General features: G+C 54.7%; 26 protein-coding genes. 4 read left to right on the forward strand and 22 right to left on the reverse strand.

Annotated elements, in window-relative coordinates; genetic code table 11:
- Positions 1-19 precede the first annotated feature (19 nt).
- Both yqiS and KNP60_RS07745 read right to left on the reverse strand, forming a co-directional pair.
- Positions 20-916 (reverse strand): phosphate butyryltransferase, encoded by an 897-nt coding sequence (gene yqiS, locus KNP60_RS07740; RefSeq protein ID WP_138859278.1) that lies wholly within the window; start codon positions 914-916, stop codon positions 20-22.
- Between the two features lie 122 nt (positions 917-1038).
- Positions 1039-2676: a sigma 54-interacting transcriptional regulator gene (locus tag KNP60_RS07745; RefSeq protein WP_138859277.1), complete on the reverse strand. Its 1638-nt coding sequence runs from the start codon at positions 2674-2676 to the stop codon at positions 1039-1041.
- Between the two features lie 130 nt (positions 2677-2806).
- Between KNP60_RS07745 and KNP60_RS07750 the strand changes: the two genes are divergently transcribed.
- Complete coding sequence (locus tag KNP60_RS07750; RefSeq protein WP_034777970.1) at positions 2807-3055, forward strand: DUF2627 family protein; 249 nt, start codon at positions 2807-2809, stop codon at positions 3053-3055.
- Positions 3056-3668: 613 nt separating this feature from the next.
- Here the strand turns inward: KNP60_RS07750 and spo0A are convergent.
- From spo0A to aroQ, 15 genes are all read right to left on the reverse strand, one after another.
- The gene (gene spo0A / locus KNP60_RS07755) at positions 3669-4400 is read right to left on the reverse strand and encodes a sporulation transcription factor Spo0A (RefSeq protein ID WP_034777972.1); all 732 of its coding nucleotides are present in this window, start codon (positions 4398-4400) and stop codon (positions 3669-3671) included.
- Entirely contained in the window at positions 4401-6098 is a 1698-nt protein-coding gene (gene recN / locus KNP60_RS07760) for a DNA repair protein RecN (protein ID WP_214797248.1), read from the reverse strand. It abuts the gene before it with no gap.
- A gap of 13 nt (positions 6099-6111) precedes the next feature.
- Positions 6112-6561 carry a transcriptional regulator AhrC/ArgR gene (gene ahrC, locus KNP60_RS07765; protein WP_021067696.1) on the reverse strand — a complete coding sequence of 150 codons (450 nt, stop codon included), beginning with the start codon at positions 6559-6561 and terminating at the stop codon, positions 6112-6114.
- 139 nt (positions 6562-6700) lie between these two features.
- Positions 6701-7522 carry a TlyA family RNA methyltransferase gene (locus KNP60_RS07770; protein WP_214797249.1) on the reverse strand — a complete coding sequence of 274 codons (822 nt, stop codon included), beginning with the start codon at positions 7520-7522 and terminating at the stop codon, positions 6701-6703.
- Positions 7523-7528: 6 nt separating this feature from the next.
- Positions 7529-9421, reverse strand: coding sequence for a 1-deoxy-D-xylulose-5-phosphate synthase (gene dxs, locus KNP60_RS07775; RefSeq protein ID WP_214797250.1), 1893 nt, complete (start codon positions 9419-9421; stop codon positions 7529-7531).
- Between the two features lie 123 nt (positions 9422-9544).
- Complete coding sequence (locus tag KNP60_RS07780) at positions 9545-10423, reverse strand: polyprenyl synthetase family protein (protein WP_214797251.1); 879 nt, start codon at positions 10421-10423, stop codon at positions 9545-9547.
- Positions 10420-10650: an exodeoxyribonuclease VII small subunit gene (gene xseB, locus KNP60_RS07785; RefSeq protein WP_034777980.1), complete on the reverse strand. Its 231-nt coding sequence runs from the start codon at positions 10648-10650 to the stop codon at positions 10420-10422. Before xseB ends, KNP60_RS07780 begins: the two co-directional genes overlap by 4 nt.
- Positions 10619-11968, reverse strand: coding sequence for an exodeoxyribonuclease VII large subunit (xseA, locus tag KNP60_RS07790; protein ID WP_214797252.1), 1350 nt, complete (start codon positions 11966-11968; stop codon positions 10619-10621). Before xseA ends, xseB begins: the two co-directional genes overlap by 32 nt.
- On the reverse strand, positions 11961-12797 hold the full coding sequence (gene folD, locus KNP60_RS07795; protein ID WP_138859271.1) for a bifunctional methylenetetrahydrofolate dehydrogenase/methenyltetrahydrofolate cyclohydrolase FolD: 837 nt from the start codon (positions 12795-12797) through the stop codon (positions 11961-11963). Before folD ends, xseA begins: the two co-directional genes overlap by 8 nt.
- A gap of 84 nt (positions 12798-12881) precedes the next feature.
- Complete coding sequence (gene nusB, locus KNP60_RS07800) at positions 12882-13265, reverse strand: transcription antitermination factor NusB (RefSeq protein ID WP_138859270.1); 384 nt, start codon at positions 13263-13265, stop codon at positions 12882-12884.
- Between the two features lie 112 nt (positions 13266-13377).
- Entirely contained in the window at positions 13378-14721 is a 1344-nt protein-coding gene (gene accC, locus KNP60_RS07805; protein ID WP_034777987.1) for an acetyl-CoA carboxylase biotin carboxylase subunit, read from the reverse strand.
- A 7-nt stretch (positions 14722-14728) separates the two neighbouring features.
- Positions 14729-15184, reverse strand: a complete 456-nt coding sequence (accB, locus tag KNP60_RS07810) for an acetyl-CoA carboxylase biotin carboxyl carrier protein (RefSeq protein WP_214706139.1) — start codon at positions 15182-15184, stop codon at positions 14729-14731.
- A 113-nt stretch (positions 15185-15297) separates the two neighbouring features.
- Complete coding sequence (efp, locus tag KNP60_RS07815; protein WP_021067706.1) at positions 15298-15864, reverse strand: elongation factor P; 567 nt, start codon at positions 15862-15864, stop codon at positions 15298-15300.
- Between the two features lie 29 nt (positions 15865-15893).
- Positions 15894-16961 carry a M24 family metallopeptidase gene (locus KNP60_RS07820; protein WP_353048644.1) on the reverse strand — a complete coding sequence of 356 codons (1068 nt, stop codon included), beginning with the start codon at positions 16959-16961 and terminating at the stop codon, positions 15894-15896.
- The gene (gene aroQ / locus KNP60_RS07825) at positions 16957-17394 is read right to left on the reverse strand and encodes a type II 3-dehydroquinate dehydratase (RefSeq protein ID WP_034777992.1); all 438 of its coding nucleotides are present in this window, start codon (positions 17392-17394) and stop codon (positions 16957-16959) included. The genes KNP60_RS07820 and aroQ overlap by 5 nt, the downstream gene beginning before the upstream one ends.
- Before the next feature lie 142 nt (positions 17395-17536).
- On the opposite strand from aroQ, the gene KNP60_RS07830 reads away from it, so the two are divergent.
- Both KNP60_RS07830 and KNP60_RS07835 read left to right on the forward strand, forming a co-directional pair.
- A complete protein-coding gene (locus tag KNP60_RS07830) occupies positions 17537-18481 on the forward strand; it encodes a DUF1385 domain-containing protein (protein WP_214711441.1) in 945 nt (314 codons plus the stop codon).
- A gap of 16 nt (positions 18482-18497) precedes the next feature.
- Complete coding sequence (locus tag KNP60_RS07835) at positions 18498-18911, forward strand: SA1362 family protein (RefSeq protein ID WP_034777995.1); 414 nt, start codon at positions 18498-18500, stop codon at positions 18909-18911.
- 55 nt (positions 18912-18966) lie between these two features.
- Here KNP60_RS07835 and hpt read toward each other — a convergent pair whose 3' ends face one another.
- Both hpt and mntR read right to left on the reverse strand, forming a co-directional pair.
- The gene (gene hpt, locus KNP60_RS07840; protein ID WP_034777998.1) at positions 18967-19494 is read right to left on the reverse strand and encodes a hypoxanthine phosphoribosyltransferase; all 528 of its coding nucleotides are present in this window, start codon (positions 19492-19494) and stop codon (positions 18967-18969) included.
- Between the two features lie 178 nt (positions 19495-19672).
- Positions 19673-20101 carry a transcriptional regulator MntR gene (gene mntR / locus KNP60_RS07845; protein ID WP_034778001.1) on the reverse strand — a complete coding sequence of 143 codons (429 nt, stop codon included), beginning with the start codon at positions 20099-20101 and terminating at the stop codon, positions 19673-19675.
- Positions 20102-20265: 164 nt separating this feature from the next.
- Between mntR and KNP60_RS07850 the strand changes: the two genes are divergently transcribed.
- Positions 20266-20646 (forward strand): rhodanese-like domain-containing protein, encoded by a 381-nt coding sequence (locus tag KNP60_RS07850; protein WP_034778003.1) that lies wholly within the window; start codon positions 20266-20268, stop codon positions 20644-20646.
- A 91-nt stretch (positions 20647-20737) separates the two neighbouring features.
- On the opposite strand, the gene gcvPB is transcribed toward KNP60_RS07850, so the two are convergent.
- The 3 genes from gcvPB to gcvT are packed head-to-tail and all read right to left on the reverse strand — an operon-like array spanning position 20738 to position 24649.
- The gene (gcvPB, locus tag KNP60_RS07855; protein ID WP_214753118.1) at positions 20738-22213 is read right to left on the reverse strand and encodes an aminomethyl-transferring glycine dehydrogenase subunit GcvPB; all 1476 of its coding nucleotides are present in this window, start codon (positions 22211-22213) and stop codon (positions 20738-20740) included.
- Positions 22213-23550: an aminomethyl-transferring glycine dehydrogenase subunit GcvPA gene (gene gcvPA, locus KNP60_RS07860; protein ID WP_214797323.1), complete on the reverse strand. Its 1338-nt coding sequence runs from the start codon at positions 23548-23550 to the stop codon at positions 22213-22215. The genes gcvPB and gcvPA overlap by 1 nt, the downstream gene beginning before the upstream one ends.
- A gap of 25 nt (positions 23551-23575) precedes the next feature.
- Entirely contained in the window at positions 23576-24649 is a 1074-nt protein-coding gene (gcvT, locus tag KNP60_RS07865; protein WP_214797254.1) for a glycine cleavage system aminomethyltransferase GcvT, read from the reverse strand.
- Positions 24650-24699: the final 50 nt, after the last annotated feature.

Below are 24699 nucleotides of genomic sequence, written 5' to 3' on the forward strand. Positions count from 1 at the left end.
ATTCCTCCATATGCGTAGTTTATTTTTTGGCGTGCAGTAATGCGAACGCGAGTGAGTACAGCTTGGCCTCGGCCGTATCGGCCCGACTCGTCAAGACGACCGGGGCGGCCGCGCCGACGACGATGGCCGCCACACTTGCTCCGGCAAAGTACATCATCGACTTATAAAGGACGTTGCCGACCTCTATGTATGGGACGAGCAATAGGTCGGCTTGTCCGGCGACGTCGCTGGCGATGCCTTTCTGTTTGGCCGCGACCATGTCGACGGCGTTATCGAGCGCGAGCGGCCCGTCGACGATACAACCTTTGATTTGTCCGCGCCGGTTCATCTGACTGAGCAGTGCGGCGTCCAGTGTCGCCGTCATCTGCGGATTGACGACTTCGACCGCCGCGATGGCGGCCACTTTCGGCGACGCGTAACCGATGTCATGCATCGCCGCCACGGCGTTATGAATGATGTCGACTTTTTCATCGAGCGTCGGCGCGATATGGATCGCCGCGTCGGTCACCCCGATCAGCCGGTCCCGATTCGGGATTTGGAACAGGGCGATATGGCTGAGCGTCCGGTTCGTCCTCAGCCCCGTCTCCCGGCTGAGCACGGCTTTCATGAACGTCGACGTCGCGACCATTCCTTTCATGAGCACATCGGCTTCCCCCGTTTTGACGGCGAGTGTGGCCCGTTTGGCAATCTCTTTGTCGCCTTTGACGTGGATGATGTCGACCGCGTCCTCGTCGATGCCGTGATCATCACACAATCGTTTAATCTCTCGGGCCTCCCCGATCAGTTTGAACCGAGATAATCCGTGATCGGTCGCGAGCTTGACGGCGCGGATGACTTCTACGTCGGCCGCCCCGGCGATCGAGACGGTGCGCCCGTTCAGTTGTTTCGCTTGTTCGAGCATCCGTTCAAAATTCATGCGTGTCCCCCCTTGCCTGTCTTCACTTACTATCATGCAAGATTGTTTCCATTTTTGAAAGCGCTTTAATCAGTTGCGCATTACGCACATTATTGCATGGTATGAAAAAAAGTGCAGGTAATTTATTGCAGACGTTCAAGTTTATTATACAGCGTTCGGATCGAGATGTGTAATCGACGAGCCGCTTCCGACTTGTTGCCGTCCGCTTCCTCGATCGCCCGTTCAATCAAATCTCGTTCGTAACGTGCGACGGCGTCTTGCAAGGAAAGCGCGTCGGTCGGTCGTGTCGACGGGACACGGGCCGAGAGTTGAAGATGGTGCGGGGCGATCCACTGTTCGCTGCTCGCCATATAGATCATCGCCCGGCCGAGCACGTTCTCGAGTTCACGGACGTTGCCTTTCCAGTATTGGCTCTTCAGCAGTTCGGTCGCCTCACGGTTCACACCGCGCACACTGCGGCCGTACTCTTGATTCAATTTACGGACGATGCGCTCACAGAGCGGCTCGACTTCTTCAAGCCGGTCCCGGAGCGGCGGGATATGAATCGGCATCCGATTGATCCGATAGTACAAGTCTTCACGGAACGTGCCGTCCGCCACTTTCTGTTCGAGGTCGGCGTTCGTCGCCGCGATGATGCGGACGTCGACCGGAATCGCATTCGTGCCCCCGACCCGGACGATCTCATGTTCCTGCAGGACACGGAGGAGTTTGACTTGGACGTCGACCGGCAGTTCGCCAATTTCGTCTAAGAAGAGTGAGCCGCCATCGGCCTCTTCGAAATAGCCGACCTTCCCACCACGTTTCGCCCCACTGAAGGCACCGTCCTCATAACCGAACAACTCACTCTCGAGGAGCGTCGGGGAGATGGCCGCGCAATTGACGCGGACGAATTTCTTATATTTACGCGGGGACTCACCGTGGATGGCGTGGGCGAACAGTTCCTTGCCCGTCCCCGACTCCCCGCGAATGAGGACGGTGACCGGCGTGACCGCGGCGAGGCGGGCCTGTTCGATGACGAAGCGCATCGCGTCGCTCGACGCGATGATGTCGGCGAACTGGTATTTCGCCTCAAGGTTGCGGATTCGTGTCTTTGCTTCTTGCAACTCGTCCCGGAGCGCCCGAATTTGGGAGACGTCGCGAATGACGCCGACCGAGCCGCGCAGTTTCCCTTCAACGATGATCGGCTCGGCGTTGACGAGAATGTCACGCCGCGTCGCGCCGATTTGCATCCGGATGTCACGGACACCTTGGCCTGTCGAGAGCACTTTCAAATGGACGCTCTCCTGCATGCCGATATCGGCCGTCGCCGGCTTATCGACCACGTCTTCTTTTTTGAATCCCGTCAATCGGGTATAAGAAGGGTTGATTAAAATCGTATTCCCGTTATGGTCGGCGACGGAGATCGCCTCGCTCGTACAGTCGATGATTGCCTCGAGCATCTGTTGGTTCTGTTTCAAGCGTTCGACGACGATACGGATGAACTCCCCGGGCAAGACGACCGCGTCCGCAAAATGTTCTTTCAACTCATCAAACGTCTCAGAGCGTCCGGTCGTCTCAATCACGAAATCGAGACGTGTTGCAGCACATACCCGCCAATCCCCCGCCGTCATAATCCCGTGGTTGCGCGCGAGCTGCACGCCTTCGGCCATCGCTTCCGGGTCGATGACGGCGACGACGGTGACGAGCGGCGAGTCGAGCAACATCTTCAACACCTCGGTCCCGCCTTTCCCCGCACCGACAATCATCAATCGTTTATTCATTCTAATATCCCCCATTTTACCGTTCTGCATCCATGCTACTGAACCTGAACTGATTTCGCAACCTCGCAAAAAAGGCCGTGTCGAGCTATGTATTTTCTGTTAAAATAATGAGTGTTAAGGAGGAGATCCTATGCGTATCATCGCACTGCTGATCTTGATCATCCCTGGCCTACTTGGTGTCTATGGCATCAAGTTGCTTCGCGACAGTTTCTTCCTCAAGACGAGCGTCCCATTCTCTTGGATCGAGTCGGTGGCAGCCGCCTCCATGCTCCAAGGAACGTTCGGGCTGTTGATCGCGATGGGCGGGATCGGTTTTGTGGCAGGTTATATCTTCAATCGTGACAAGAAAACAGGCAAAGTCCCGCGAATAGATTCTTGAACACAAAAAAAGGTTCCCTAACTTGACTTCATTTCAAGTGCGGAACCTTTTTATTCGTATTGAATTGTGATCACTACGGATGATCTCCTCTCCTACTTGCTACAATCTTGTGACATGAGGTCCAATGGTCTTCTTAATGAAGAAGTTTGAAAGAAATTAGTAACTGCCGTCTTGCGTGAACGGAAACGTACCCATTCGAGTTACTAACAAATAGTCATCGGGTCATGTCGAACCATCCATCGTGAAGTCGAACGCTTGCCATAAACTGTTCAACGGTTGACAACACTCCTTTTGGTCAACTGAACGATTCGTTTTCCCCGAACACGGTCCCTAGCTTCGAACCGATGCCGGAATCGCCTCGCGAATGAGCGTACGTCGCGACCTCTCGTCGGGACGATGACGATTTGAGATGTCGTTCCCACCTCTGAGCTATTGACGGATAGCGGTCCGAGATGATTTCTTGCTCTAACCTGTTCCGGAACACGTTAGAAAGCGTTCATCTGACGCTCGTCCAAGTAACTTGGTACACCTTTATTATAACAAGTTCCGGTAATTTTGCAAGCGCTTTCTTTCACAATATTAAAGAAAATCAGGAGGAGAACCCCCTGATCGGTCATTGCTGTTTAAACGATTGATACGTGACGAAATAAGAAATGAATTCAGAGTTTTTCGGACTGCGCTCGCGCTCAGGCCGGCCATCGAACATCTCATGGTCGCGCATCCCGTTCTCCCATGCCGTCTTGATGGCATGGCGCATCGCTCGCTCGACACGGGACGACGTCGTCTCATGCTCTTTCGCGATCATCGGATACAGTTCCTTCGTGATCAATCCGAGCAGCTCTTGACGCTCCCGGACGTAGACGACGGCTTGACGAATATATTTGAACCCTTTGATGCGCGGTGAAATCCCGAGTTGTTGCAATAACAGCGAGATGTCGAGTTCTTCCGGCGACATCGCCTCGAATTCTCGGCTCGAACCAGCGGCGAGTTCGCGGATTTTCGTGATCAATTGTTGAATGTTGAACGGCTTGACCAAAAAGTAAGAAGCGCCGAGTTGAACGGCCTGTTTCGTCACTTCATCTTTCCCGAACGCACTGAGCATGATCACTTCCGGTTTGGCGTGAGCCAATTCCGTCTGTAACCGTTCGAGGACGCCGATGCCGTCCAGGTGCGGCATGATGATGTCGAGCAGCAGCACGTCCGGCTGGTGTGTCTTGACGACGTCTAAGCATGCCTCGCCGTCGTAGGCGGTCCCGACGACTTTTAAGTCGTCCTCGGACTCGAGTTGGCGGGTCAACAAGTCGACGATTTCTCGATTGTCGTCCGCGATGCATAATGTGATCAATTAAGACACCCCTTCGATAAACTTCCGTTTTAATTGGAGAGACATAGTGAGCAGTTCCTCCACATGTTGTTTCGTCAAATCCGTCATCTGCGCCCCGGCGATCATGCGCCCGAGCTCATCGACTCGTTCGGCATGACCGAGCGTGGAGACGTTCGTCTTCGTGCGATCATCCGTCTCCGTCTTCGTGATGTACAAGTGCTGATCCGCCATGGCGGCCACTTGAGCCAAATGGGTGATACAGAGCACTTGTGAGCCGACCGACAGACGGAAGATCTTCTCACCCATCGCTTGGGCGACCCGTCCTGAGACACCCGTGTCCACTTCATCGAAAATGATTGACGCGACGCCGACCGTTCGCGAGAAAATCGACTTCAAGGCGAGCATGACGCGGGACAATTCTCCGCCGGAGGCCACTTTGGCGAGCGGCTTGAAAGGCTCCCCGACGTTCGTCATCATATAGAATTCGACTTGATCGAGCCCGTCCGCCTTGAACGGTCCTTCTTTGAACCGAACTTCGAACTGGGTCTTCTCCATATATAATTCTTTCAATTCACGCTGAATCGCCTTCTCGAGCTCGGTAGCCGCTTGTTTACGGGCCGCCGATAGCGCCAGCCCGGACGTACGTACTTTTTGTTCGAGCTGGGCGAGCCGGTCCGATAGTTCTTGCAAATGTTCTTCCCGATTCGTCATCGATTTTAACTCATCAGCAATTTTTTCCCCGTACGTGATGACCTCGTCGATCGTGGCCCCGTATTTCCGCTTCAGCTGTTGGAACAAAGCGAGCCGCGTCTCGATCTCATCGAGCCGGATCGGGTCGAATTCGAGCGAGTCGAGCTGGTCACGCAACTGAAATTTCGCGTCTTCGAGCAAGAAGTAAGCGTTCGAGATCGTCTCGGCCATCGGCGCGAGCGATGTCGACAACGCGGAGGCTTCCTCCATCTCGCGCATGGCGATGCCGATCTGGTCGAGCCCTTTCGCCTCATCCGCGACCGCCTCATACGATAACCGGACGTGCTGATGAATCCGCTCGAAGTTGGCGAGCTCGTTCCGTTCCTCCGTGAGCGCCTGTTCTTCACCGACTTTCAACTCGGCCGCCTCGATCTCATTCGTCTGGAACGCGAGCAAGTCCATGCGTTGGGCCAACTCTTGTTCACTTTGACTCAACCGTTTCAACTCATCGGCGACGTTTTTCCAATCGACGTAAGCCTCGCGATATCGCTCGAGGAGCGGGGCGAGCTCGGCTTCGGCAAAGCTGTCCAAAATACCGAGATGGTACTCGGCATCCATCAAGTGCTGATGCTCGTGCTGGCCATGGATATCGACGAGCAGTCGGCCGAGTTCGCGTAGCGTCGACAACGGCATCATCTTGCCGTTGACACGGCAAACGCTCTTTCCGCTGCTATGTAAGTCGCGGCGTAAAATGACGGTCCCTTCTTCGATCTCGATCCCGTATTGGGTCGCCGCCTCGAGGATCGGGTGGTCCGGTTCGACGATGAACAGCCCTTCGATCTCCGCCTTGTCTTGACCGTAACGGACGAACTCGCTCGAGCCGCGTCCCCCGACGAGCAAACCGATGGCGTCGAGCAAGATTGACTTCCCGGCCCCGGTCTCCCCTGTCAATACGGTCATCCCACGTTTGAACGTGATATTCAGTTCATCGATGATCGCAAATTGTTTGATCGATAGTTCTGCTAACATACGATAATTCACCTCATAACATTCCGAGTAGTCGTTCGATGATTCGTTTCGCCTGGTCTTCGTCACGGGCGATCATCAAAATCGTGTCGTCTCCACATACCGTTCCGATCAGCTCGTCCCATGACAAATGATCGATCAAGACACCGATCGCATCCGCATTGCCCGGCAACACTTTCATGACGACCAAGTTTTGAGCCGAGTCGACCGAGACGAAGCTGTCACCGAGGATCCGCTTCATCTTGCCGTACGGATTGAAGCGTTGATCGGCCGGGAGACTATACTTATAGCGACCGTCGTTGAGCGGCACTTTCACGAGATGAAGTTCTTTGATATCCCGCGAAACTGTCGCTTGCGTCACCGGATAGCCGGAGCGGTGGAGCTCATCGACGAGCTCGTCTTGTGTCTCGATTTCACGATTGGTCACGATTTCTCGAATTTTAATCAAGCGCTGTCCTTTGTTCATACTCGCTGACACCTCATTTTATGTTTCGCATACTCAGTATCATTCTAAAGTATTGTAGAAAAAAGGTCTAGCTTTCGCGGGATGAATTCCCTGGATCGGCGAGCGGACACAAAAAAACTGCAGACAAAACGTCTGCAGTTCAAGCGTTCTTCTTCAATTGCGCGTGGGCGGCGTCGATGACCGCGTCCACGTCGATGGCTGGGTCGACACTGCCGACGCCGGTGAAACGGGCGAACAATAAGAATTCGATATTCCCATCCCCACCGGTGATCGGCGAGAAGTCGAGTCCCGCAACTTCGAACCCTTCCGAGGCGAAGTAACGGACCATGTCGTCGACGACCCGTTCATGGATGGCACGGTCCCGGACGATGCCTTTCTTGCCGACATCGGCCTTCCCGGCCTCAAATTGCGGTTTGACGAGCACCATGACGATGCCGTTAGGCTTCAAAATCGTCTTCAACGGCGGAATCATGAGCCGAAGCGAGATAAATGAGACATCAATCGTCGCAAAGTCCGGCGCCACCGGAAACTGGTCCGCGGTCGCATGGCGGAAGTTCATCCGCTCCATGACGACGACACGGTCATCGCTCCGCAGCTTCCATGCCAATTGGTTATAACCGACGTCGACGGCATACATCTGCGCAGCGCCGTTTTGGAGCGCGCAATCAGTAAACCCGCCTGTCGATGAACCGATATCGATGCCGATGTTACCAGCCACATCGAACGGGAAGACTTGGAGCGCTTTTTCAAGCTTCAGTCCCCCCCGTCCGACGTATGGCAACACTTGGCCTTTCACTTCGAGCGGGATGTCGTCAAACACTTTGTCCCCCGCCTTATCAAGCCGTTCGGTCCCACTATAGACGAGACCGGCCATGACGGCCCGTTTCGCTTTCTCTCTCGTCTCCGCTAACCCGCGGTCGACGAGGAGTACATCTAATCTAGTTTTCTTTCGTTTTTCCATAGTTCCTCACACATTCTGTCGATTTGTCACTTGAACGAACTGCTGAACCGAGTCAGCGATTTGCGTCGGACGGAGCCCGATTTCTTCGAGCAATTGATTGACGCCGCCGTGTTCGATATAGCGGTCCGGAATGCCAAGTCGGAGCACACGCGGGAACTGCCCGGCATCGCTCGCATGTTCGAGCACACTGCTGCCGAAACCTCCGGCGAGCGCCGCTTCCTCTAACGTGACGAGCGGGATGCCTTCCGCGTATAAAGCGGAGAGCATGACGTCGTCGAGCGGTTTGATCGTCCGAGCGTTGATGACACGGACGCTCACTTGTCCTTCAAGCAGTGCACGCACTTCAAGCGCGTCTTGCACTTGTGGACCGAACGTCAAGATGGCGACATCCGTTCCGTCCGCGACCGTCTCCCAGACGTCGAGTGGCAATTCGCGGAGCGTCTCGCTCATCGGTGTCCCGATTCCTTCGCCGCGCGGGAAACGGACGGCGATTGGACCCTCATCATACTTCAGCGCCGAATAGACGAGATGTTGCAATTCCTCTTCGTCTTTCGCCATCAAGATGCGAATGTTCGGCACGTGGCGCATAAAGGCGATATCGAACACGCCTTGGTGCGTCTCCCCGTCCGCTCCGACTAGACCAGAACGATCGATCGTGAAGACGACGTTCAAGTTTTGACGGCAAATGTCGTGCACGAGCTGATCATAGGCGCGTTGGAAGAACGTCGAATAAATCGAGACGACCGGCTTCAAGCCTTGTGTCGCCTGTCCTCCGGCCAATGTGACCGCATGTTGCTCGGCGATGCCGACGTCAAACATCCGCTCCGGGAATTGCTTGTTGAAGCAATCGAGTTTCGAGCCGACGCTCATCGCTGGTGTGATGAGTGTCACGCGCTCGTCCGTCTCGGCGACTTTCGTGATCGTCTCAGCGACGACCTTCGAATAGCTCGGTCCTTTGACCTTGCCTTTGATGACTTCTCCCGACTCGATTTTATACGGTCCGAGACCGTGCCACGTGCCGACACCATCGAGTTCGGCCGGACGATAGCCCTTGCCTTTTTTCGTGATGACGTGAACGATGACCGGTCCATCGATTTTCTTGGCGTACTCGAGCGTCTCGAGCAGGTCGCGTAAATCGTGCCCGTCCGTCGGTCCAAAGTACGTGAACCCGAGCTCTTCGAAGAACGTCCCTGGGATGAGCGCTGATTTCAGCATATCCTTCACGCGTTCCCCGCTCCGTTCGAGCGAGTTGCCGACAATCGGGATATGTTTGATGAGCGTCTCGACTTCCTCACGGGCGTGTTTCAGTTTACGTGACGACCGCATCCGGCCGAGCATGTTGTGCATCGCGCCGACGTTCGGCGCGATCGACATCTCGTTATCGTTCAAGATGACGATGACGTTTTGTTTCTCGGCGCCAATATGGTTGAGCGCTTCGAGCGCCATTCCCCCAGTGAGCGCCCCGTCCCCGATGATGGCGATGGCCCGGTCGTTCGAGCGTCCTTTCAACTCGTTCGCGATGGCGATTCCCATCGCGGCCGATAAGGACGTCGAGCTGTGCCCCGTCTCCCAGACGTCATGATCGCTCTCACAACGCTTCGGGAAGCCGCATAAGCCGTTGTATTGACGGAGCGTATCGAACTGACTCGTTCGTCCTGTCAAAATTTTGTGGACGTACGCTTGATGCCCTACGTCCCATACGAGTTGGTCTTTCGGACTGTCAAATACACGGTGCAAGGCAAGCGTCAATTCGACAACCCCTAGGTTTGGTCCCAAGTGCCCTCCCGTTTCAGCCAATTTTTCAATCAAAAACCGTCTAATGTCTGCGCCGAGCGCTTCTAACTCGGGTACCGACATCTTTTTTAAGAATGACGGGTCTTGAATGGATGTCAAGTCCATGATGACCATCCTTTCTCCTGTCTTATTACTGATTCGTACCTTACATTTTACAAGAATGTGTCCATAGATGCTATACATTCACAAAAACAAAGGTGACACGATGTGCTCATCGTGTCACCGAGATTAATGATTGCGTCGTACGACGAAGTCGAGAAGCTCCCGTAAAAGCGGGGCCTCGACCGAAAGTTCGGCCAGTGCGGCCTCACTTTCCGTGACTTCTTGTTCCAGCGCTTTTTTCGCTCCATCGAGACCGAGCAGTTTCGGATACGTCGCTTTATCGTTTCCTTCGTCCGAACCGACTCGTTTCCCGATGAGCGCCTCGTCTCCTTCGACGTCTAAAATATCGTCTTGGATTTGGAAGGCGACACCGAGATGTTTCCCGAAGCGAACGAGCGCCTGTCGGTCCGCCAATGGGGCGTCCGCCAAAATCGCGCCTGCTTCGAGGGCGTATACGAGCAGTGCCCCCGTCTTTCGCTCATGAATCGATTGCAAGGTCGACAGCGACACGCCGGCGCGTTTTTCGGCGAGCATGTCATCGAGCTGACCGCCGACCATGCCGGCGCTACCTGCCGCTTCACTGAACCGTGTCATGAGGGCGACGACTTTCGTCGCTTCCAAATCAGCCCGTGCGATGAGATGAAACGCATCCGTCAGCAAGGCGTCGCCTGCGAGAATCGCGGTCGCCTCATCGAACTGACGATGGTTCGTCGGACGCCCGCGACGGACGTCATCGTCATCCATCGCCGGAAGGTCATCATGGATGAGCGAGTACGTGTGAACCATCTCGAGGGCGACGGCCGCTTCATGCCCGAGCGCCCGCGGACGGCCATATGTATCGAGGACGGCATAAAGAAGGGCCGGACGAATCCGTTTCCCCCCCGCCTCGAGGGAGTATGTCATCGATTGAAACAAGCGCTCCGGCATCAAAGACGAATCGAGCAAGCGACGCGTCGCCTGTTCGACCTCTTCTTTCCATGCCTGTAGATGGACCTGCACGCTCATACGGTCCCTCCTTTTTCACGGAGCGTCCCGTCAAGTTCAAGAATTTCATCCATTTTTTGTTCTGCCGCCGTCAATTTGGTCTGACAGAGGGCAGACAATCGTACGCCTTCCTCGTAAAGGGTCATCGCTTCTTCAAGGGCGACTTCTCCCGTCTCGAGTTGTGTCACGATTTCCTCGAGCCGGGCGAGCGCCGCTTCAAACGTCAGTTCTTCTTGTTTCTTCGCCATCGTGTCTCTCCTTCACTTCCGCGACGGCATGGCCATCCCGAAATCGGATCGTCACCAGGCCGTCATGTAGTTGTTTGACATCTTTCACGTACGTCCCGTCCTGTTCGACGAACGTGTATCCTCTCGCGAGCACGGCGAGCGGGCTGACAGATTGCAATCGTCCTGCCAACTGTGCGAATTGACCCGCCGGTCTCTCGAGAGGTCGAATGCGTTCTAACCGTCCTTCATATTGCCGGAAACGGTCGTCTTGCGTTCGGAACACTTGCATCAGATTGCGGACGTCGAGGCGTTGGGACGACGCTGCGAAACGGTGCCGCGCGTGCGTCACTTGTTTCGTGGCACTCTGTTCGAGCCGAATCTCGGCCTGGGCGAACCGCTCTCGCTTTTGACTGATCGTATAGCGGGGCGACTTGAGGCCGTAACTGTTTTTCATGCGCTCGACACGTTCGCGAAGCGAGGCCATTTGCGTCGTCACGACCCGCGTGAGTGCGCGACTTAAGCGCTCCACATCTTTTCGTTGCGCTTCGATCGTTGCCGTCGCGAGCTCCGCCGCCGCTGTCGGAGTGGCAGCCCGTACGTCGGCGACGAAATCAGCCAACGTAAAATCTGTCTCGTGACCGACGGCCGAAATGACAGGAATCTCGGAATCGTAGATTGCTTCGACGACGACATCCTCGTTGAACGCCCACAATTCCTCGATCGATCCACCTCCGCGTCCGACGATCAATACATCGCAGTCGGTGCGTTCATTCATCCACCGAATCGCACTCGCCACTTGCGGAGCGGCTTGTTCACCTTGGACTGCGACAGGAGCGAACGTGATGGCCACGTGCGGTGCCCGCCGTCTAAGCGTCGTCGCGATATCGTGCAAGGCTGCGCCTTTCGGAGACGTGATAATCCCGATGCGCTCAGGGAACGCCGGTAGCGGACGTTTCCGTTCCGCCGCGAACCAGCCCTTCGCCTCGAGCTCACGTTTTCGTGCCTCATAGCGTTCGAACAAGATGCCGATGCCGTCTTGCCGCATGAGCTCGACGTACAATTGAACATCACCGGTCGACTCATACATCGTCACTCGAGCGACGACGACCACGTTCATCCCGTCCGTAGGTTCAAAGTTGAGCGTGCGGGCATCTCGTGAGAACATGACCGCCTTCATGCGGGACGATTCGTCTTTCAGTGTGAAATAGCAGTGCCCTGAGGCGTACCGTTTAAAGTTCGAGATTTCGCCGATGACGGCGACTTGTTGCAACACCGGGTCACCGTCGAGTTGACGTTTCACATAACGGACGACTTCAGAGACTTGAATCGGATTAGCCACGTGAGGCGACCTCGACCGTATTGTGCATGAGCATCGTGATCGTCATCGGACCGACACCACCCGGAACCGGGGTGATGGCACCAGCGACGTCGCGGACACCATCAAAGTCAACATCTCCGACGAGACGGCTGTCGACGCGGTTGACACCGACATCGATGACGATCGCTCCCGGTTTGACCATCTCGTTCGTGACGAGACCGGCCCGACCGACGGCGACGATCAAAATGTCGGCTTGACGCGTCATCGCACCGAGGTCGACCGTTTTCGAGTGACAGTATGTCACCGTGGCCGACTCGTTCAAGAACAGCATCCCGACAGGTTTCCCGACGATTTGGCTGCGACCGACGACGACGACGTGTTTACCGACGAGGTCAGTCTGTGTCTTGACGAGATGGAGAATTCCGTGCGGCGTGCACGGCAACAGTGTCTCGAGGCCGAGCATCATCTTCCCGACGTTGGTCGGATGGAACCCATCCACATCCTTGTCTGGCGAGATGCGCATGATGACACGGTTCTCATCGATATGCTTCGGTAGCGGCAATTGAACGAGGATGCCATGGAGCTCGTCGTCCTCGTTCATCGAATCAATCAGTTCGAGCACTTCACGTTCCGAGATCGTCTCATCGAAACGAATCACTTGTGAATCGATCCCGATCTCAGCTGCTGCCCGTTCTTTACCCCGGACGTAGCTGTGGCTCGCCGGATCATCCCCGATTAAAATGACTTTCAGTTTCGGAACGATGCCGCGCGCACGAAGCGCACTGACCCGTTCTTTCAACGTTTCCCGATATGATGCTGCGATTTGTTTCCCGTCGATCACTACTGCCATCTCTCTCATCCCCCGTTGTTTTAGGTTTCTCTGTAGTTGGTGTGGTGTCTTCTCTATTTGTATGACGCGTTTCTCTCTCTTCGTTTACGCTTTGATAATGTTGCCGAGGACGCCGTTGACGAGCTTGGCCGCTTCTTCGTCGGCGAACGACTTGGCGAGTTCGACCGCCTCGTTGATCGTCACTTTGTCCGGAATCGTCTCGACATAGAGCAACTCATACGTCGCCATGCGGAGAATCGTCCGCTCGACGTTGCCGAGGCGATCGAGCCTCCAGTTTTTCAAGTTTTCGACGAGCAGTTCGTCAATTTCGTCTTTCTTTTCTAACGTCTCGACGACGAGTTGTTCGTAGAATGGATCCGAATCCATACCGTCGAGGGCGAATTCGATGGCCTCGTCCACCTTAAGTTTTGATACTTCGATTTGAAAAAGCGTTTGAATCGCTTTTTCTCGTGCTTCATGACGTTTCATTCAGATACTCTCCTTTTGCATGCTTTCATTGTGATAGTTTAGCATAAAGCCTCCATAAATTCAGTACAAAAAACCAGGAAGCCCAAATAATGTTCGGGCTTCCTGGTATGGTTCATTTTGTGAGCGTCATTTCTTTTTCGACAAATTTCGTGTCGAACGCGCCCGCTCGGAAACGTTCGTGCGCCATGACTTGTTGATGGAATGGGATTGTCGTATGAATGCCCGATACCGTGAACTCATCGAGCGCGCGAAGCATCTTCGCGATCGCCTCTTCCCGCGTCGGGGCATGGACGATCAACTTCGCCACCATCGAATCATAGAACGGCGGGATGACCGCGCCTGCGAACAGGCCGCTGTCGACCCGGACACCCATACCGCCCGGCACGATGTACTGATCAATTTTCCCAGCCATCGGACGGAAGTCGGCAAACGGGTCCTCGGCGTTGATGCGGCACTCGATCGAGTGTCCGCTGAACGTGATGTCGGCTTGACTGATCGCGAGCGGATGACCGAGCGCGACCTCGAGTTGTGCTTGGACGAGGTCGAAGCCGGTGATCATCTCGGTGACCGGATGTTCGACTTGGATTCGCGTGTTCATTTCCATGAAATAGAACTCGTTCGACTCCGGGACGTAGATGAACTCGATCGTACCGGCACCAGAATAACGAATCGCTTTGGCCGCTTTCACGGCCGCATCTCCCATCGCTTGGCGCGTCGCCTCATCGATCGCCGGCGACGGTGCCTCCTCGATCAGCTTCTGCATCCGGCGCTGAATCGTGCAATCACGTTCTCCGAGATGGATGACGTTGCCGTACTGGTCGGCGAGCACTTGCACCTCGACGTGGCGGAACGACTCGATGTACTTCTCGAGATAGACGTCGCCGTTGCCGAACGCCTGCTTCGCTTCTTTACGAGTATCCGTGAGCCCTTTGACAAGCTCTGTCTCATCATAGGCGACACGGATTCCGCGTCCACCGCCTCCGGCCGTCGCTTTGATGATGACCGGATAACCGATTTCACGGGCGAGTTCTACCGCTTCCTCGTCGGTCACGACACCGCTCGATCCCGGGACGACCGGAACGCCCGACTCGATCATCGTTCGCTTCGCCTCGTCTTTAATGCCCATCTTCCGAATCGCATAACTGCTCGGTCCGACGAATTGGATGCCGCACGCCTCGCTCATCTCGGCGAATTCGGCGTTTTCGGCCAAAAAGCCGTACCCCGGATGAATCATCGTCGCATCGACCGCACAAGCGACCGATAGGATGTTCGGGATATTCAAGTATGAGTCTTTGGACGGGTTCGGTCCGATGCAGTACGCCTCGTCGGCGAGACGGACGTGCAACGCTTCACGGTCGGCCTCGGAGAAGACGGCGACCGTCGGAATGTTCAACTCTTTCGCGGCCCGGATGATCCGGACCGCAATTTCTCCACGGTTTGCAATGAGTAGTTTCATAGACACCTCACTTCACGCTGAAGAGCGCTTGACCGTATTCGACTAAATCGCCGTCAGCGACGAGCATCTCGACGATTTCTCCGCTGATTTCCGCCTCGACGTCATTGAACAGCTTCATCGCTTCTAAAATACAGACCACTTGTCCAGCTTCGACGCGATCGCCGACTTGGACGTAGGCATCCTTGTCCGGTGCCGGGCGCGAATAGAACGTCCCGACCATCGGCGACGTGATCGTCCGTAGGTTGCTCGGGGCCGCTTCCGGTGTGACTGCTTGCTCCGTCTGAGCGGCCGGTGTAGGTGCAGCGACCGGCGCCGCTTGGGCGACTGGTGTATGATGGGCGGCGAGTTGCGGGGCCGCTTCTTTTTTCAATGATAGTTTAAATTCAGACGTCTCGAGCTCCAGCTCGTGGACGGACGTCTGATCGAGCATTGTGATCAGCTCTTTAATATGTTCGATTTGCATGAAATAACCCCCTGTTTATACCTGGTACTAATCTCTACTCTACTATAACTGGTCAGACCAGTGAATGCAACGACAAAAAAAGGGCCCATTCCGAAGAATGGACACCCTTTGACTTACCCGTTATAGCGGCCCGTGAACTCGCCTGTGCGCGTGTCGACCGTTACTTTTTCGCCTGGCTCGATGAAGAGCGGCACTTGAATGATGTGGCCCGTTTCGACCGTCGCGTTTTTCTTCACGTTCGATGCCGTGTCACCTTTGACGCCTGGATCGGCCTCGACAATCGTCAAGACGACCGTCGTCGGGAGCTCGATGCCGAGAATCTCGCCATCGTAGTCAGCGATGCTCACTTCCATGTTTTCAAGCATGTACGGGAGCGCCGCTTTCACTTGCTCGCCCGTGAGTTCGAGCTGCTCATACGACTCTGTGTCCATGAACACGTACGTGTCGCCCATCGGGTAGAGGTACTGCATACGCTTACGTTCGATGTGGGCACGCTCGATGCGCTCGCCGCCACGGAACGTCGTCTCTTGAATCGCCCCCGTGCGCAAGTTACGCATCTTCGTACGAACGAAAGCCGCGCCTTTACCCGGCTTGACGTGTTGGAATTCGATGACTTGCCAAATCGATCCGTCCGACGTTTTGACCGTTAAGCCTGTTTTTAAATCGTTAACTGATACCATGTTGATTTCCTCCTAAGATGAGCTGAGACTCAAGCCTCAATCGTAATTAACTCTTTTGGCGACTGCGTGAGACGGAAATTGCCAGTCTCAGTGATGACGATATCGTCCTCGATGCGACATCCGCCGATTCCGGCGATGTAGATGCCTGGTTCGACCGTGACGACCATCCCCGGTTCGAGCACCGTCTCCGAACGGAATGACAACCCTGGCGCCTCATGGACTTCCATGCCGAGACCGTGTCCCGTCGAATGCCCAAAGTACTCACCATAACCGGCTTTTTTGATCACATCACGCGTCAACGCGTCCGCCTCGATTCCCGTGATCCCGGCTTTCGTGCCTTCGACACCCGCGAGTTGTGCGCGGAGTACCGTATCATAGATGTTGCGCAACTCGTCTGAGATCTCTCCGACGGCGAGCGTGCGCGTGATGTCCGAGCAGTACCCCTGATAGTAAGCCCCGAAGTCGAGTGTCACGAGTTCGCCTGCCTCGATGACCTTATCACTGGCCACACCGTGCGGCAATGCCGAGCGATGGCCCGATGCAACGATCATATCAAACGACGACGAGTCGGCTCCTTGAGCACGCATGAACATCTCGAGTTCATTCGCGACCTCTTTCTCTGTCCGGCCCGGGCGGATAAACGACTGGATATGGGTGAACGCCGCATCCGCAATCGCCGCAGCTTCCTTCATTATCTTAATCTCTGACTCATCCTTAATCAAGCGTAGCTTTTCGACGATGCCTGATGTCTCGACGAGTTCGGCGTTGACGTCTTTTTCATACGTCCGGAATTGCCCGACCGTCATGTCATCTTGCTCGATACCGAGGCGTGCGACCGCTTCCCGGTCCACGACTTCTGCGACCGACTTGATGAGCGATGTCTTGTGTTCAATGATGTCGAACCCTTTCACTTGGCTCGCGGCCTGTTCCGTGTAGCGGAAGTCGGTGATGAAGCTCGCCGACTTTGGCGTGATCACAAGGACGCCACTCGACCCGGTGAACCCCGACAAGTAGCGGATATTCTCCCGTTTCGTCACGAGCAATCCGTCAATTCCGTTCGCTTCTAGCTGAGCTTGCAGTTTGTTGACCCGTTCAATCATGTCGATTCCTCCAATGTTCGATCAGCGCCTGCAACGCGAGCGTGTAACTCGTCAACCCGAAGCCGCTGATGACGCCGAGACAGACGCCGGCGAGCTTGGATTCATGACGAAACGACTCTCGTGCATGCACGTTCGAGATATGTACTTCGACGACCGGGGCCTTGATGGCGGCGATGGCATCTCGGAGCGCGATTGACGTATGTGTATACGCCCCGGCGTTGAAGATGACCCCCGCATAATCGTACGCTTCGTGTAGCGCGTCGATCAGTTCGCCTTCATGGTTGGATTGGACGAACGTCAACTGGACGTCATCTGGTGCGGCGAGCAACAGCTCCGCTGTCAGTCCCTTCAACGAGACGTCACCATATACGTCCGGTTCACGTCTCCCGAGTAGATTCAAATTCGGCCCATTCAAGACGAGTATGTGCACAAGTCTTCCCCCCTGTTCGTCAAGTCGCCTCTATTGTAACAAATTTAACGGTTGTAGCGACAATTGACGTTCATGTGGTTTCGTTTTTTAGGTGAATCACGGTATAATTCAACTATATAACTGTAGGAATCGAGGAAATGTCATGAAAACTAAACCACTGATCCCCGTTGGAGGCCAAGCGCTTGTGGAAGGCGTCATGTTTCAAGGACGCGCCGAGAGTGCCTCGGCAATCCGCCGGAAGGACGGATCCATCGAGACGTTCGAGCAACCTCGCATCCTCGTCCCCTGGGTCCAATCGTTAAAGAAAGTCCCGTTCCTGCGCGGCGTGGTCGCCTTATACGAATCGCTCAAAAACGGTTCCGCCCACATGAACTTCGCCAGTGATCGCTATGACGTCGACCCGAGCGAGGACGAGGCGACGAAACCGGATGAGAAGAAACAGAACATCTTGATGGTCATCATGATCGCGGTCGTCGGGATCATCTCGTACGTGTTCGGCAAGCTGATTTTTAACGTCACACCGGCCCTGCTCGCCGCCATGTTCCAAAGCGTGCCCGCATTGTCCGGTCACGTGATTCAAAACCTCCTCGAAGGGGGAATAAAATTAGTATTGCTGCTCAGTTACCTCTATTTGATTTCCTTGACACCGCTCATTCGACGCGTGTTTCAATATCACGGCGCTGAACACAAGGTCATCAACTGTTATGAGTCCGGACGACCGATCACCGTCGACAACGTCCGCTCGAGCTCACGCCTCCACTATCGCTGTGGGTCAAGCTTCATCCTGTTCACCGTTTTCGTTGGCATCGGCGTCTATATGGTCGTCCCGATCGACCCGCTCTGGGTCCGACTCGTCAGCCGCATCGCCTTATTACCGGTGGTCATCGGCATCTCGTTCGAGGTGCTCCAATTCACAAACCGTTTTCGTGAACATCGCTTCCTATCCGTCCTCGGCAAGCCGGGACTATCGCTACAGCTGTTGACGACGCGTGAACCAAACGATGAGCAAATCCGCGTCGCCATCGAGGCTTTCGAAACATGGGAACGTTCAGAACTAGGTCAACCGGCCGCGCAAAGAGAGGGATAAAGAGGAGGAAAGCACCATGATCAGACAAAGAATCGGTACGACCGCTGCCACGATCGTGTTCATCTTAGGCTTCATCGGAGTCGGACATATGCTCGCGACCGACCCCGGTCGCTTGTTCAGACAGTTGCTCTTCATCGGTATTTTCGGGTTAATCTTCTATGTGATTTACCGTGTGTTCATGGCTCCTAAAATCTCAGCCGAGGATATGCGGTACCGGAAGACCGCTCAGGCTTCCAAAAAACGGATGCAACGTCCCGGTGCGAACCCTAAAGTGAAACCGTCCGCGACGACGAAAAAGAAAGCGAAACCTGGTTCAAACGTGACGAAACTCTCGAAGCGCCCGGCTCGTTCGACGCATCGTAGCGACGCCCCTCACCTCACCGTCATCGAGGGGAAGAAAGGCAAGAAGAAAAAGAAAGCGAACATGTGAAAACGAACCAGATCGCCACGGGCGACCTGGTTCGTTTTTTATCGTGATTCGGAAGTCAGTCCGTTTCAACGAAACCGATATACGGTAGATTGCGATACTGTTCGGCGTAGTCGATACCGTACCCGATGACGAACTCATCCGGGATCTCGAAGCCGACGTAATCGGCGTCGAGCGTGACGAGTCGGCGGGCCGGCTTGTCGAGAAGTGTACAAATCTTCAATTGCCCCGGTTGATGTAACGTCATATGCTGACACAAGAATTTGAGCGTCTGTCCCGTGTCGATGATGTCTTCGATGATGACGACGTACTTCCCTTCGACATCGAGGTCTAAATCTTTCCGGAGTTGGACGTTCCCGCTCGAAGTCGATTTCTTCCCATAAGAAGACGTCGCCACCGTATCAAGTTGGACACTGCCCGTCATCTGTCTCATCAAATCAGCCGCAAAGACGAGCGACCCTTTCAAGACGGCCACAAGGACGATTGGTGTCCCGGCCGCATCCCGTTCGATTTGTTCAGCGAGTTCCGCCACGCGCTGTTTGATTTGTGCTTCGTCAAACAGTTTCCCTTTGATTTGAATATCCATCATGTCGGCGATTGTTCGCCGTCACCCCCTTATCATTCTTACCAGCACCCATTCTATCACAAAAACAAACCAAAAACAGACTAAAATTCAATTAAAACGTTTCATTGTTCGGTTCTAGAGGCGTTTTGATAAAAAAAGACCGCTCCCGAATCGATTCATCGGTCGCGGTCATCTAGACTCACTCATCGTCGTTCGTATTCAGTTCTTGAAACGCGCGAAACTGGGCCATCAGTTCGGGCTTATCTTCAAAAAATTCGACGAACTGGGTCATGCAATCAAGCGTGTTCGAGCTCAAATGGTGCTCGATCCCTTCGACGTCTTCGTAGACATGGGCCTCGTCGACACCGATCAAACGTAAAAATGATTCGAGCATCGCATGACGCTCGACGAGTCGTTTCCCGATTTTTTGACCTTTTTTCGTCAACATGAGTCCTCTATATTTCTCATAAATCAAATAGTCTTCCCGGTCGAGCTTTTGCACCATTTTCGTGACAGAGGAGGGATGCACCCCTAAATGTTCGGCGATATCGGACACGCGGGCGTATCCTTTCTCGACCATTAGCAAATAAATTCGTTCTAAGTAATCTTCCATACTCGGTGTCGGCATGGGCGTAGCCTCCCCTTATGTTCCGTTCTGCAACCTCTATTTTAACGCAACCACCTAGAAACCGAAAGCAGAACGGGTAAATCCATCAGTCAATCATTGTCTCATGACCTTAAATTCTTTATAATGGATGTTGGTGAAACTTAATAGAGAAAGGGAGAACATCAATGGGAATCGAAACTATCCTCGTCATCATCCTATGGGCTGCGCTCATCGCATACATCGTCTGGCGTTTCTTGCCGGCACGCGGTTTGAAGAAAATGAAACAAGAAGAGTTTCGTGCGTCGCTCCGTAAAGGACAATTGATCGACGTCCGTGAACCGAACGAGTATAAGGGAGGCCACATCGTCGGCGCCCGTAACATCCCGGTCGGCCAATTAAAACTACGCATGAAAGAACTTCGCAAAGATCAGCCGATCCTCATGTATTGCCAAGGCAAGTCGCGTTCGAACCAGGCGGCCAAATTGCTTATGAAAAATGGTTATACCGACATTTACATGCTCGATGGCGGTTTCAAAAACTGGAAAGGGAAAGTCAAGAAAGACTGACCTGCCCACCACGTCCACTCCTCACTCCGAGGAGGGACGTTTTTTTATTTCCAGAAAAAAACCCGCTCACGAATAGTGAGCGGGTTCGGATTCAATTGATTGACGACGGTTGGCGTCGTTCGTATTTGAGCACCGGTTTCCGAGCCGCAAGCGTCTCGTCCAAGCGTTTGACGACCGTCGTATGCGGGGCCGTCTGAACGATTTCCGGATTCTCTTCCGCCTCTTTGACGATTTGGAGCATCGCATCGCAGAAGGCATCGAGCGTCTCTTTCGACTCCGTCTCCGTCGGTTCGACCATGATGCACTCCTCGACGTTGAGCGGGAAGTAAATCGTCGGTGGGTGGTAACCGAAATCGAGCAAGCGTTTGGCGATATCGAGCGTCCGAACGCCGAGTGCTTTCTGACGTTTTCCAGACAAGACGAACTCATGCTTGCAGAACGTGTCATACGGCACATCGAACGCATCTTTCAAGCGGGCGAACATATAGTTGGCGTTCAATACCGCTTCGCGTGAGACGCGCGTCAACCCTTCCGCACCCATCGTCTTGATGTAGCTATAAGCCCGGACGTTGATCCCGAAGTTGCCATAGAACGGTTTGATGCGACCGATCGATTGCGGACGATCATAATCGAGCGTGAAGCCAGACTCAGAGCGGCGCGCGATCGGCGTCGGCAAGTACGGAATCAAATCGCGTTTCACTCCGACCGGACCAGAACCCGGACCGCCACCGCCGTGCGGCCCTGTGAACGTTTTGTGCAAGTTCAAGTGGACGACGTCGAAGCCCATATCCCCAGGACGGGCGATGCCTAGAATCGCGTTCGAGTTAGCACCGTCGTAATACAGTTTGCCGCCGGCCTCGTGCACGACTTTGGCGATCTCTAAAATATCAGCCTCGAACAAACCGAGCGTGTTCGGGTTCGTCAGCATGAGCGCTGCCGTATCCGTCCCGACTTTCGCTTTCAAATCCTCCAAATCGACGAGCCCGCGCTCATCCGACTTGACCGTCACCGTCTCGAAACCGGCGACGACGGCCGAGGCCGGGTTCGTTCCGTGTGCCGAATCAGGCACGAGTACTTTCGTCCGTTCCATATCACCGTTGTGATGGTGGAACGCCTTGATGAGCATGAGACCGGTCCATTCCCCATGGGCCCCTGCTGCCGGTTGTAGGGTCACTTCATCCATGCCGGTGATCTCAGCAAGTTGTTCTTGCAGATCGACCATGAGCTCGAGCGCCCCTTGAATCGACTCGACCGGCTGCAGCGGGTGAATATGGGCGAAGCCAGGAAGTCGGGCCATGTCTTCATTCACTTTCGGGTTATATTTCATCGTGCACGAACCGAGCGGATAGAAACCGGAGTCGACTCCGTGGTTACGTGTCGAGAGCGACGTGTAATGGCGTACAACATCGAGTTCAGACACTTCTGGCAGTTCGGCCGCCTCTTGTCGAACCATCGAAGCCGGCAAGAGCGTCTCCAAATCGACTTCCGGTACCGTCGGCGTCGGCAAATTGTAGCCAGTCCGCCCCTCACGTGACACCTCAAAGATAAGCGTTTGTTCGTGTTGCATCACTTCATCCCCCCAACCACTTCAACAAATAAATCGATTTCTTCTTTCGTCCGCAGCTCCGTCGCGCAGAGCAACATCTGGGTCTGACGGTCCGTTTCATACGTCCCGAGCGGCAAACCGCCGATGATACCATTGTCGAGCAGGTGACGCGATACTTGCTCCGCATCGATTCCGAAGTCGACGACGAACTCGTTGAACATCGGTCCTTCATCGACTACTGTGTACCCAGCAGTCTTGAGTGCTTCTTTCATGTAATGGGCCGTTTGCATGTTACGGACGGCCATGTCACGAATCCCGTACTTCCCGAGCGCGGACATCGTGATCGATGCTGCGAGCGCATTGAGCGCCTGGTTCGAGCAAATGTTCGACGTCGCCTTGTCACGACGGATGTGCTGCTCTCGGGCCTGAAGCGTCAAGACGAAGCCGCGCTTGCCATCCTCATCGACCGTCTGTCCGACGAGACGACCCGGAAGTTTGCGCATGAGCGCTTTTTTGACGGCGAAGTATCCACATGACGGGCCGCCGAAGCTTTGCGGAATCCCGAACGGTTGGGCGTCACCGACCGTGATGTCGGCCCCGAGCGCACCCGGCGACTCCAAAATCCCGAGCGCGAGCGGATTGCTCGACACGACGAACAAGGCGCCGGCGTCGTGCGCTGCTTTCGCGAGGGCTGACAAGTCCTCGACGCGTCCATAAAAGTTCGGATATTGGACGACGAGACACGAGGCGTCCGTCAAATCGATGTCTGTCACGTCGGTCAATCCGGCGTTAACGTCCGTATATTCGACCGCGAGCCCTGGCCCACCGGCATACGTCCGGATGACGTCCTTCGCTTCCGGATGGACCGCTCCCGAGACGACGACACGTTTTTTCTTCGTATGGGCACTCGCGAGATACGTTGCTTCAGCGAGGGCTGTGATGCCGTCGTACATCGACGAGTTGGCCACGTCCATGCCCGTCAATTCGCAAATCATCGTTTGGAACTCGAACATCGCTTGGAGTTCACCTTGCGAGATTTCCGGCTGATACGGCGTATAGGCTGTATAGAACTCGGAACGGAGAAGCATGTGGTTCATGACGCTCGGAGAGAGGTGATCGTACATTCCGGCCCCGAGGAAACTCGGAGTCGATTTCGTGTGCACGTTCTTCTCGGCGAGCTTCGTCATATGACGAACGAGGTCAACTTCCGGAAGCGGCGCACCGATGGCCGCTAAAGAAGCCGTCTCCCGGAGCGATGCTGGAATATCTTCGAGTAGGTTTTCAATCGACTCGACGCCGATCGTCTGCAACATGTCACGCTCATCTTGCTCTGTCATCGGTAAATAACGAAACTCCATTCTGTTCATTCTGAATCCCCCTGTATCATTTACGTTTATAGAACGGTGTCGGCACTCGTTCGGCTTCTATTTTTTTCCCCCGAACTTCAACGATAAAGTGTGTCGCCTCCGCGAAACGGCGGTCGACACGCGCCCAGGCGATCGATTCGTTCACCGTCGGCGGCATCGTGCCGGTCGTGACGACACCGATCGTCTCCCCGTCAACTTCGACCGTCGCCCCTTGACGGGCGATGCCGCGCCCGAGCAAGCGTAAGCCGATTAAGCGGCGCGGGATGTCTTCTTTCTGCTTCACGAGGGCATCCTTGCCGACGAAATCGGTATCGAGTTTGACGGCAAAGTTCAAGTTCGCCTCGAACGGCGTGACCGTCTCATCGAGCTCGTGCCCGTATAATGGCAAGCATGCCTCGAAACGGAGCGTATCGCGGGCCCCGAGCCCGCATGGAGTGACGTTTTCTGCTTCTAACGCCGACCAGATTGCGGCCACGTCCTCGGCCCGGGCGTAGAGTTCAAATCCGTCCTCTCCCGTATAGCCACTGCGTGAGACGATGGTCGACACGCCGGCCACGTCGCCGGTCATGAACCGGAAAAATTTGATGTCTGCTAGCGGCAAGTCCGTCAAGCGAGCCAGCACATGTTCGGCCATCGGTCCTTGAATCGCGATTTGACCATAGGCGTCAGACTCATCGGTCACCGTGACGTCACCAGTCACATACTGACGAACGTGGGCCACGTCTTTTTCGATGTTCGAGGCGTTGACGACGAGCCAAAACGCATCTTCATCGAGTCGATAGACGAGCAAATCATCGACGACACCGCCGTCAGGCAAACAGAACAAGTTGTATTGGGCCTGACCAATCTGTAATTTCGAGACGTCATTCGTGACGAGACGTTGCACGCTCTCGAGCGCATCCGGACCTTCGACCCGAATCTCCCCCATATGCGACACATCGAACATGCCGACCTCGTTACGCACCGCCTGATGTTCTTCTTTAATCGATGAGAACATGATCGGCATCTCAAATCCCGCAAAATCCACCATCTTCGCCTTTACGGAAATCAAATCATACAAAGGCGTACGTTTTAACGATACTTTCTCCATATTATCCCCCAATCCCGAACGTAAATAATGTAATGCGTGAAATATTTCGT

This window comes from Exiguobacterium sp. s5, assembly GCF_018618075.1.
GTDB classification, from domain to species: domain Bacteria; phylum Bacillota; class Bacilli; order Exiguobacteriales; family Exiguobacteriaceae; genus Exiguobacterium; species Exiguobacterium mexicanum_A.

Bases quoted from the DNA above. Each gene is read 5' to 3' on its own strand.
- yqiS (WP_138859278.1), bottom strand. From the start codon at position 916: ATGAATTTTGAACGGATGCTCGAACAAGCGAAACAACTGAACGGGCGC.
- KNP60_RS07745 (WP_138859277.1), bottom strand. From the start codon at position 2,676: ATGAATAAACGATTGATGATTGTCGGTGCGGGGAAAGGCGGGACCGAG.
- KNP60_RS07750 (WP_034777970.1), top strand. From the start codon at position 2,807: ATGCGTATCATCGCACTGCTGATCTTGATCATCCCTGGCCTACTTGGT.
- recN (WP_214797248.1), bottom strand. From the start codon at position 6,098: ATGTTAGCAGAACTATCGATCAAACAATTTGCGATCATCGATGAACTG.
- ahrC (WP_021067696.1), bottom strand. From the start codon at position 6,561: ATGAACAAAGGACAGCGCTTGATTAAAATTCGAGAAATCGTGACCAAT.
- KNP60_RS07770 (WP_214797249.1), bottom strand. From the start codon at position 7,522: ATGGAAAAACGAAAGAAAACTAGATTAGATGTACTCCTCGTCGACCGC.
- dxs (WP_214797250.1), bottom strand. From the start codon at position 9,421: ATGGACTTGACATCCATTCAAGACCCGTCATTCTTAAAAAAGATGTCG.
- KNP60_RS07780 (WP_214797251.1), bottom strand. From the start codon at position 10,423: ATGAGCGTGCAGGTCCATCTACAGGCATGGAAAGAAGAGGTCGAACAG.
- xseB (WP_034777980.1), bottom strand. From the start codon at position 10,650: ATGGCGAAGAAACAAGAAGAACTGACGTTTGAAGCGGCGCTCGCCCGG.
- folD (WP_138859271.1), bottom strand. From the start codon at position 12,797: ATGGCAGTAGTGATCGACGGGAAACAAATCGCAGCATCATATCGGGAA.
- nusB (WP_138859270.1), bottom strand. From the start codon at position 13,265: ATGAAACGTCATGAAGCACGAGAAAAAGCGATTCAAACGCTTTTTCAA.
- accC (WP_034777987.1), bottom strand. From the start codon at position 14,721: ATGAAACTACTCATTGCAAACCGTGGAGAAATTGCGGTCCGGATCATC.
- accB (WP_214706139.1), bottom strand. From the start codon at position 15,184: ATGCAAATCGAACATATTAAAGAGCTGATCACAATGCTCGATCAGACG.
- efp (WP_021067706.1), bottom strand. From the start codon at position 15,864: ATGGTATCAGTTAACGATTTAAAAACAGGCTTAACGGTCAAAACGTCG.
- KNP60_RS07830 (WP_214711441.1), top strand. From the start codon at position 17,537: ATGAAAACTAAACCACTGATCCCCGTTGGAGGCCAAGCGCTTGTGGAA.
- KNP60_RS07835 (WP_034777995.1), top strand. From the start codon at position 18,498: ATGATCAGACAAAGAATCGGTACGACCGCTGCCACGATCGTGTTCATC.
- hpt (WP_034777998.1), bottom strand. From the start codon at position 19,494: ATGGATATTCAAATCAAAGGGAAACTGTTTGACGAAGCACAAATCAAA.
- mntR (WP_034778001.1), bottom strand. From the start codon at position 20,101: ATGCCGACACCGAGTATGGAAGATTACTTAGAACGAATTTATTTGCTA.
- KNP60_RS07850 (WP_034778003.1), top strand. From the start codon at position 20,266: ATGGGAATCGAAACTATCCTCGTCATCATCCTATGGGCTGCGCTCATC.
- gcvPB (WP_214753118.1), bottom strand. From the start codon at position 22,213: ATGCAACACGAACAAACGCTTATCTTTGAGGTGTCACGTGAGGGGCGG.
- gcvPA (WP_214797323.1), bottom strand. From the start codon at position 23,550: ATGGAGTTTCGTTATTTACCGATGACAGAGCAAGATGAGCGTGACATG.
- gcvT (WP_214797254.1), bottom strand. From the start codon at position 24,649: ATGGAGAAAGTATCGTTAAAACGTACGCCTTTGTATGATTTGATTTCC.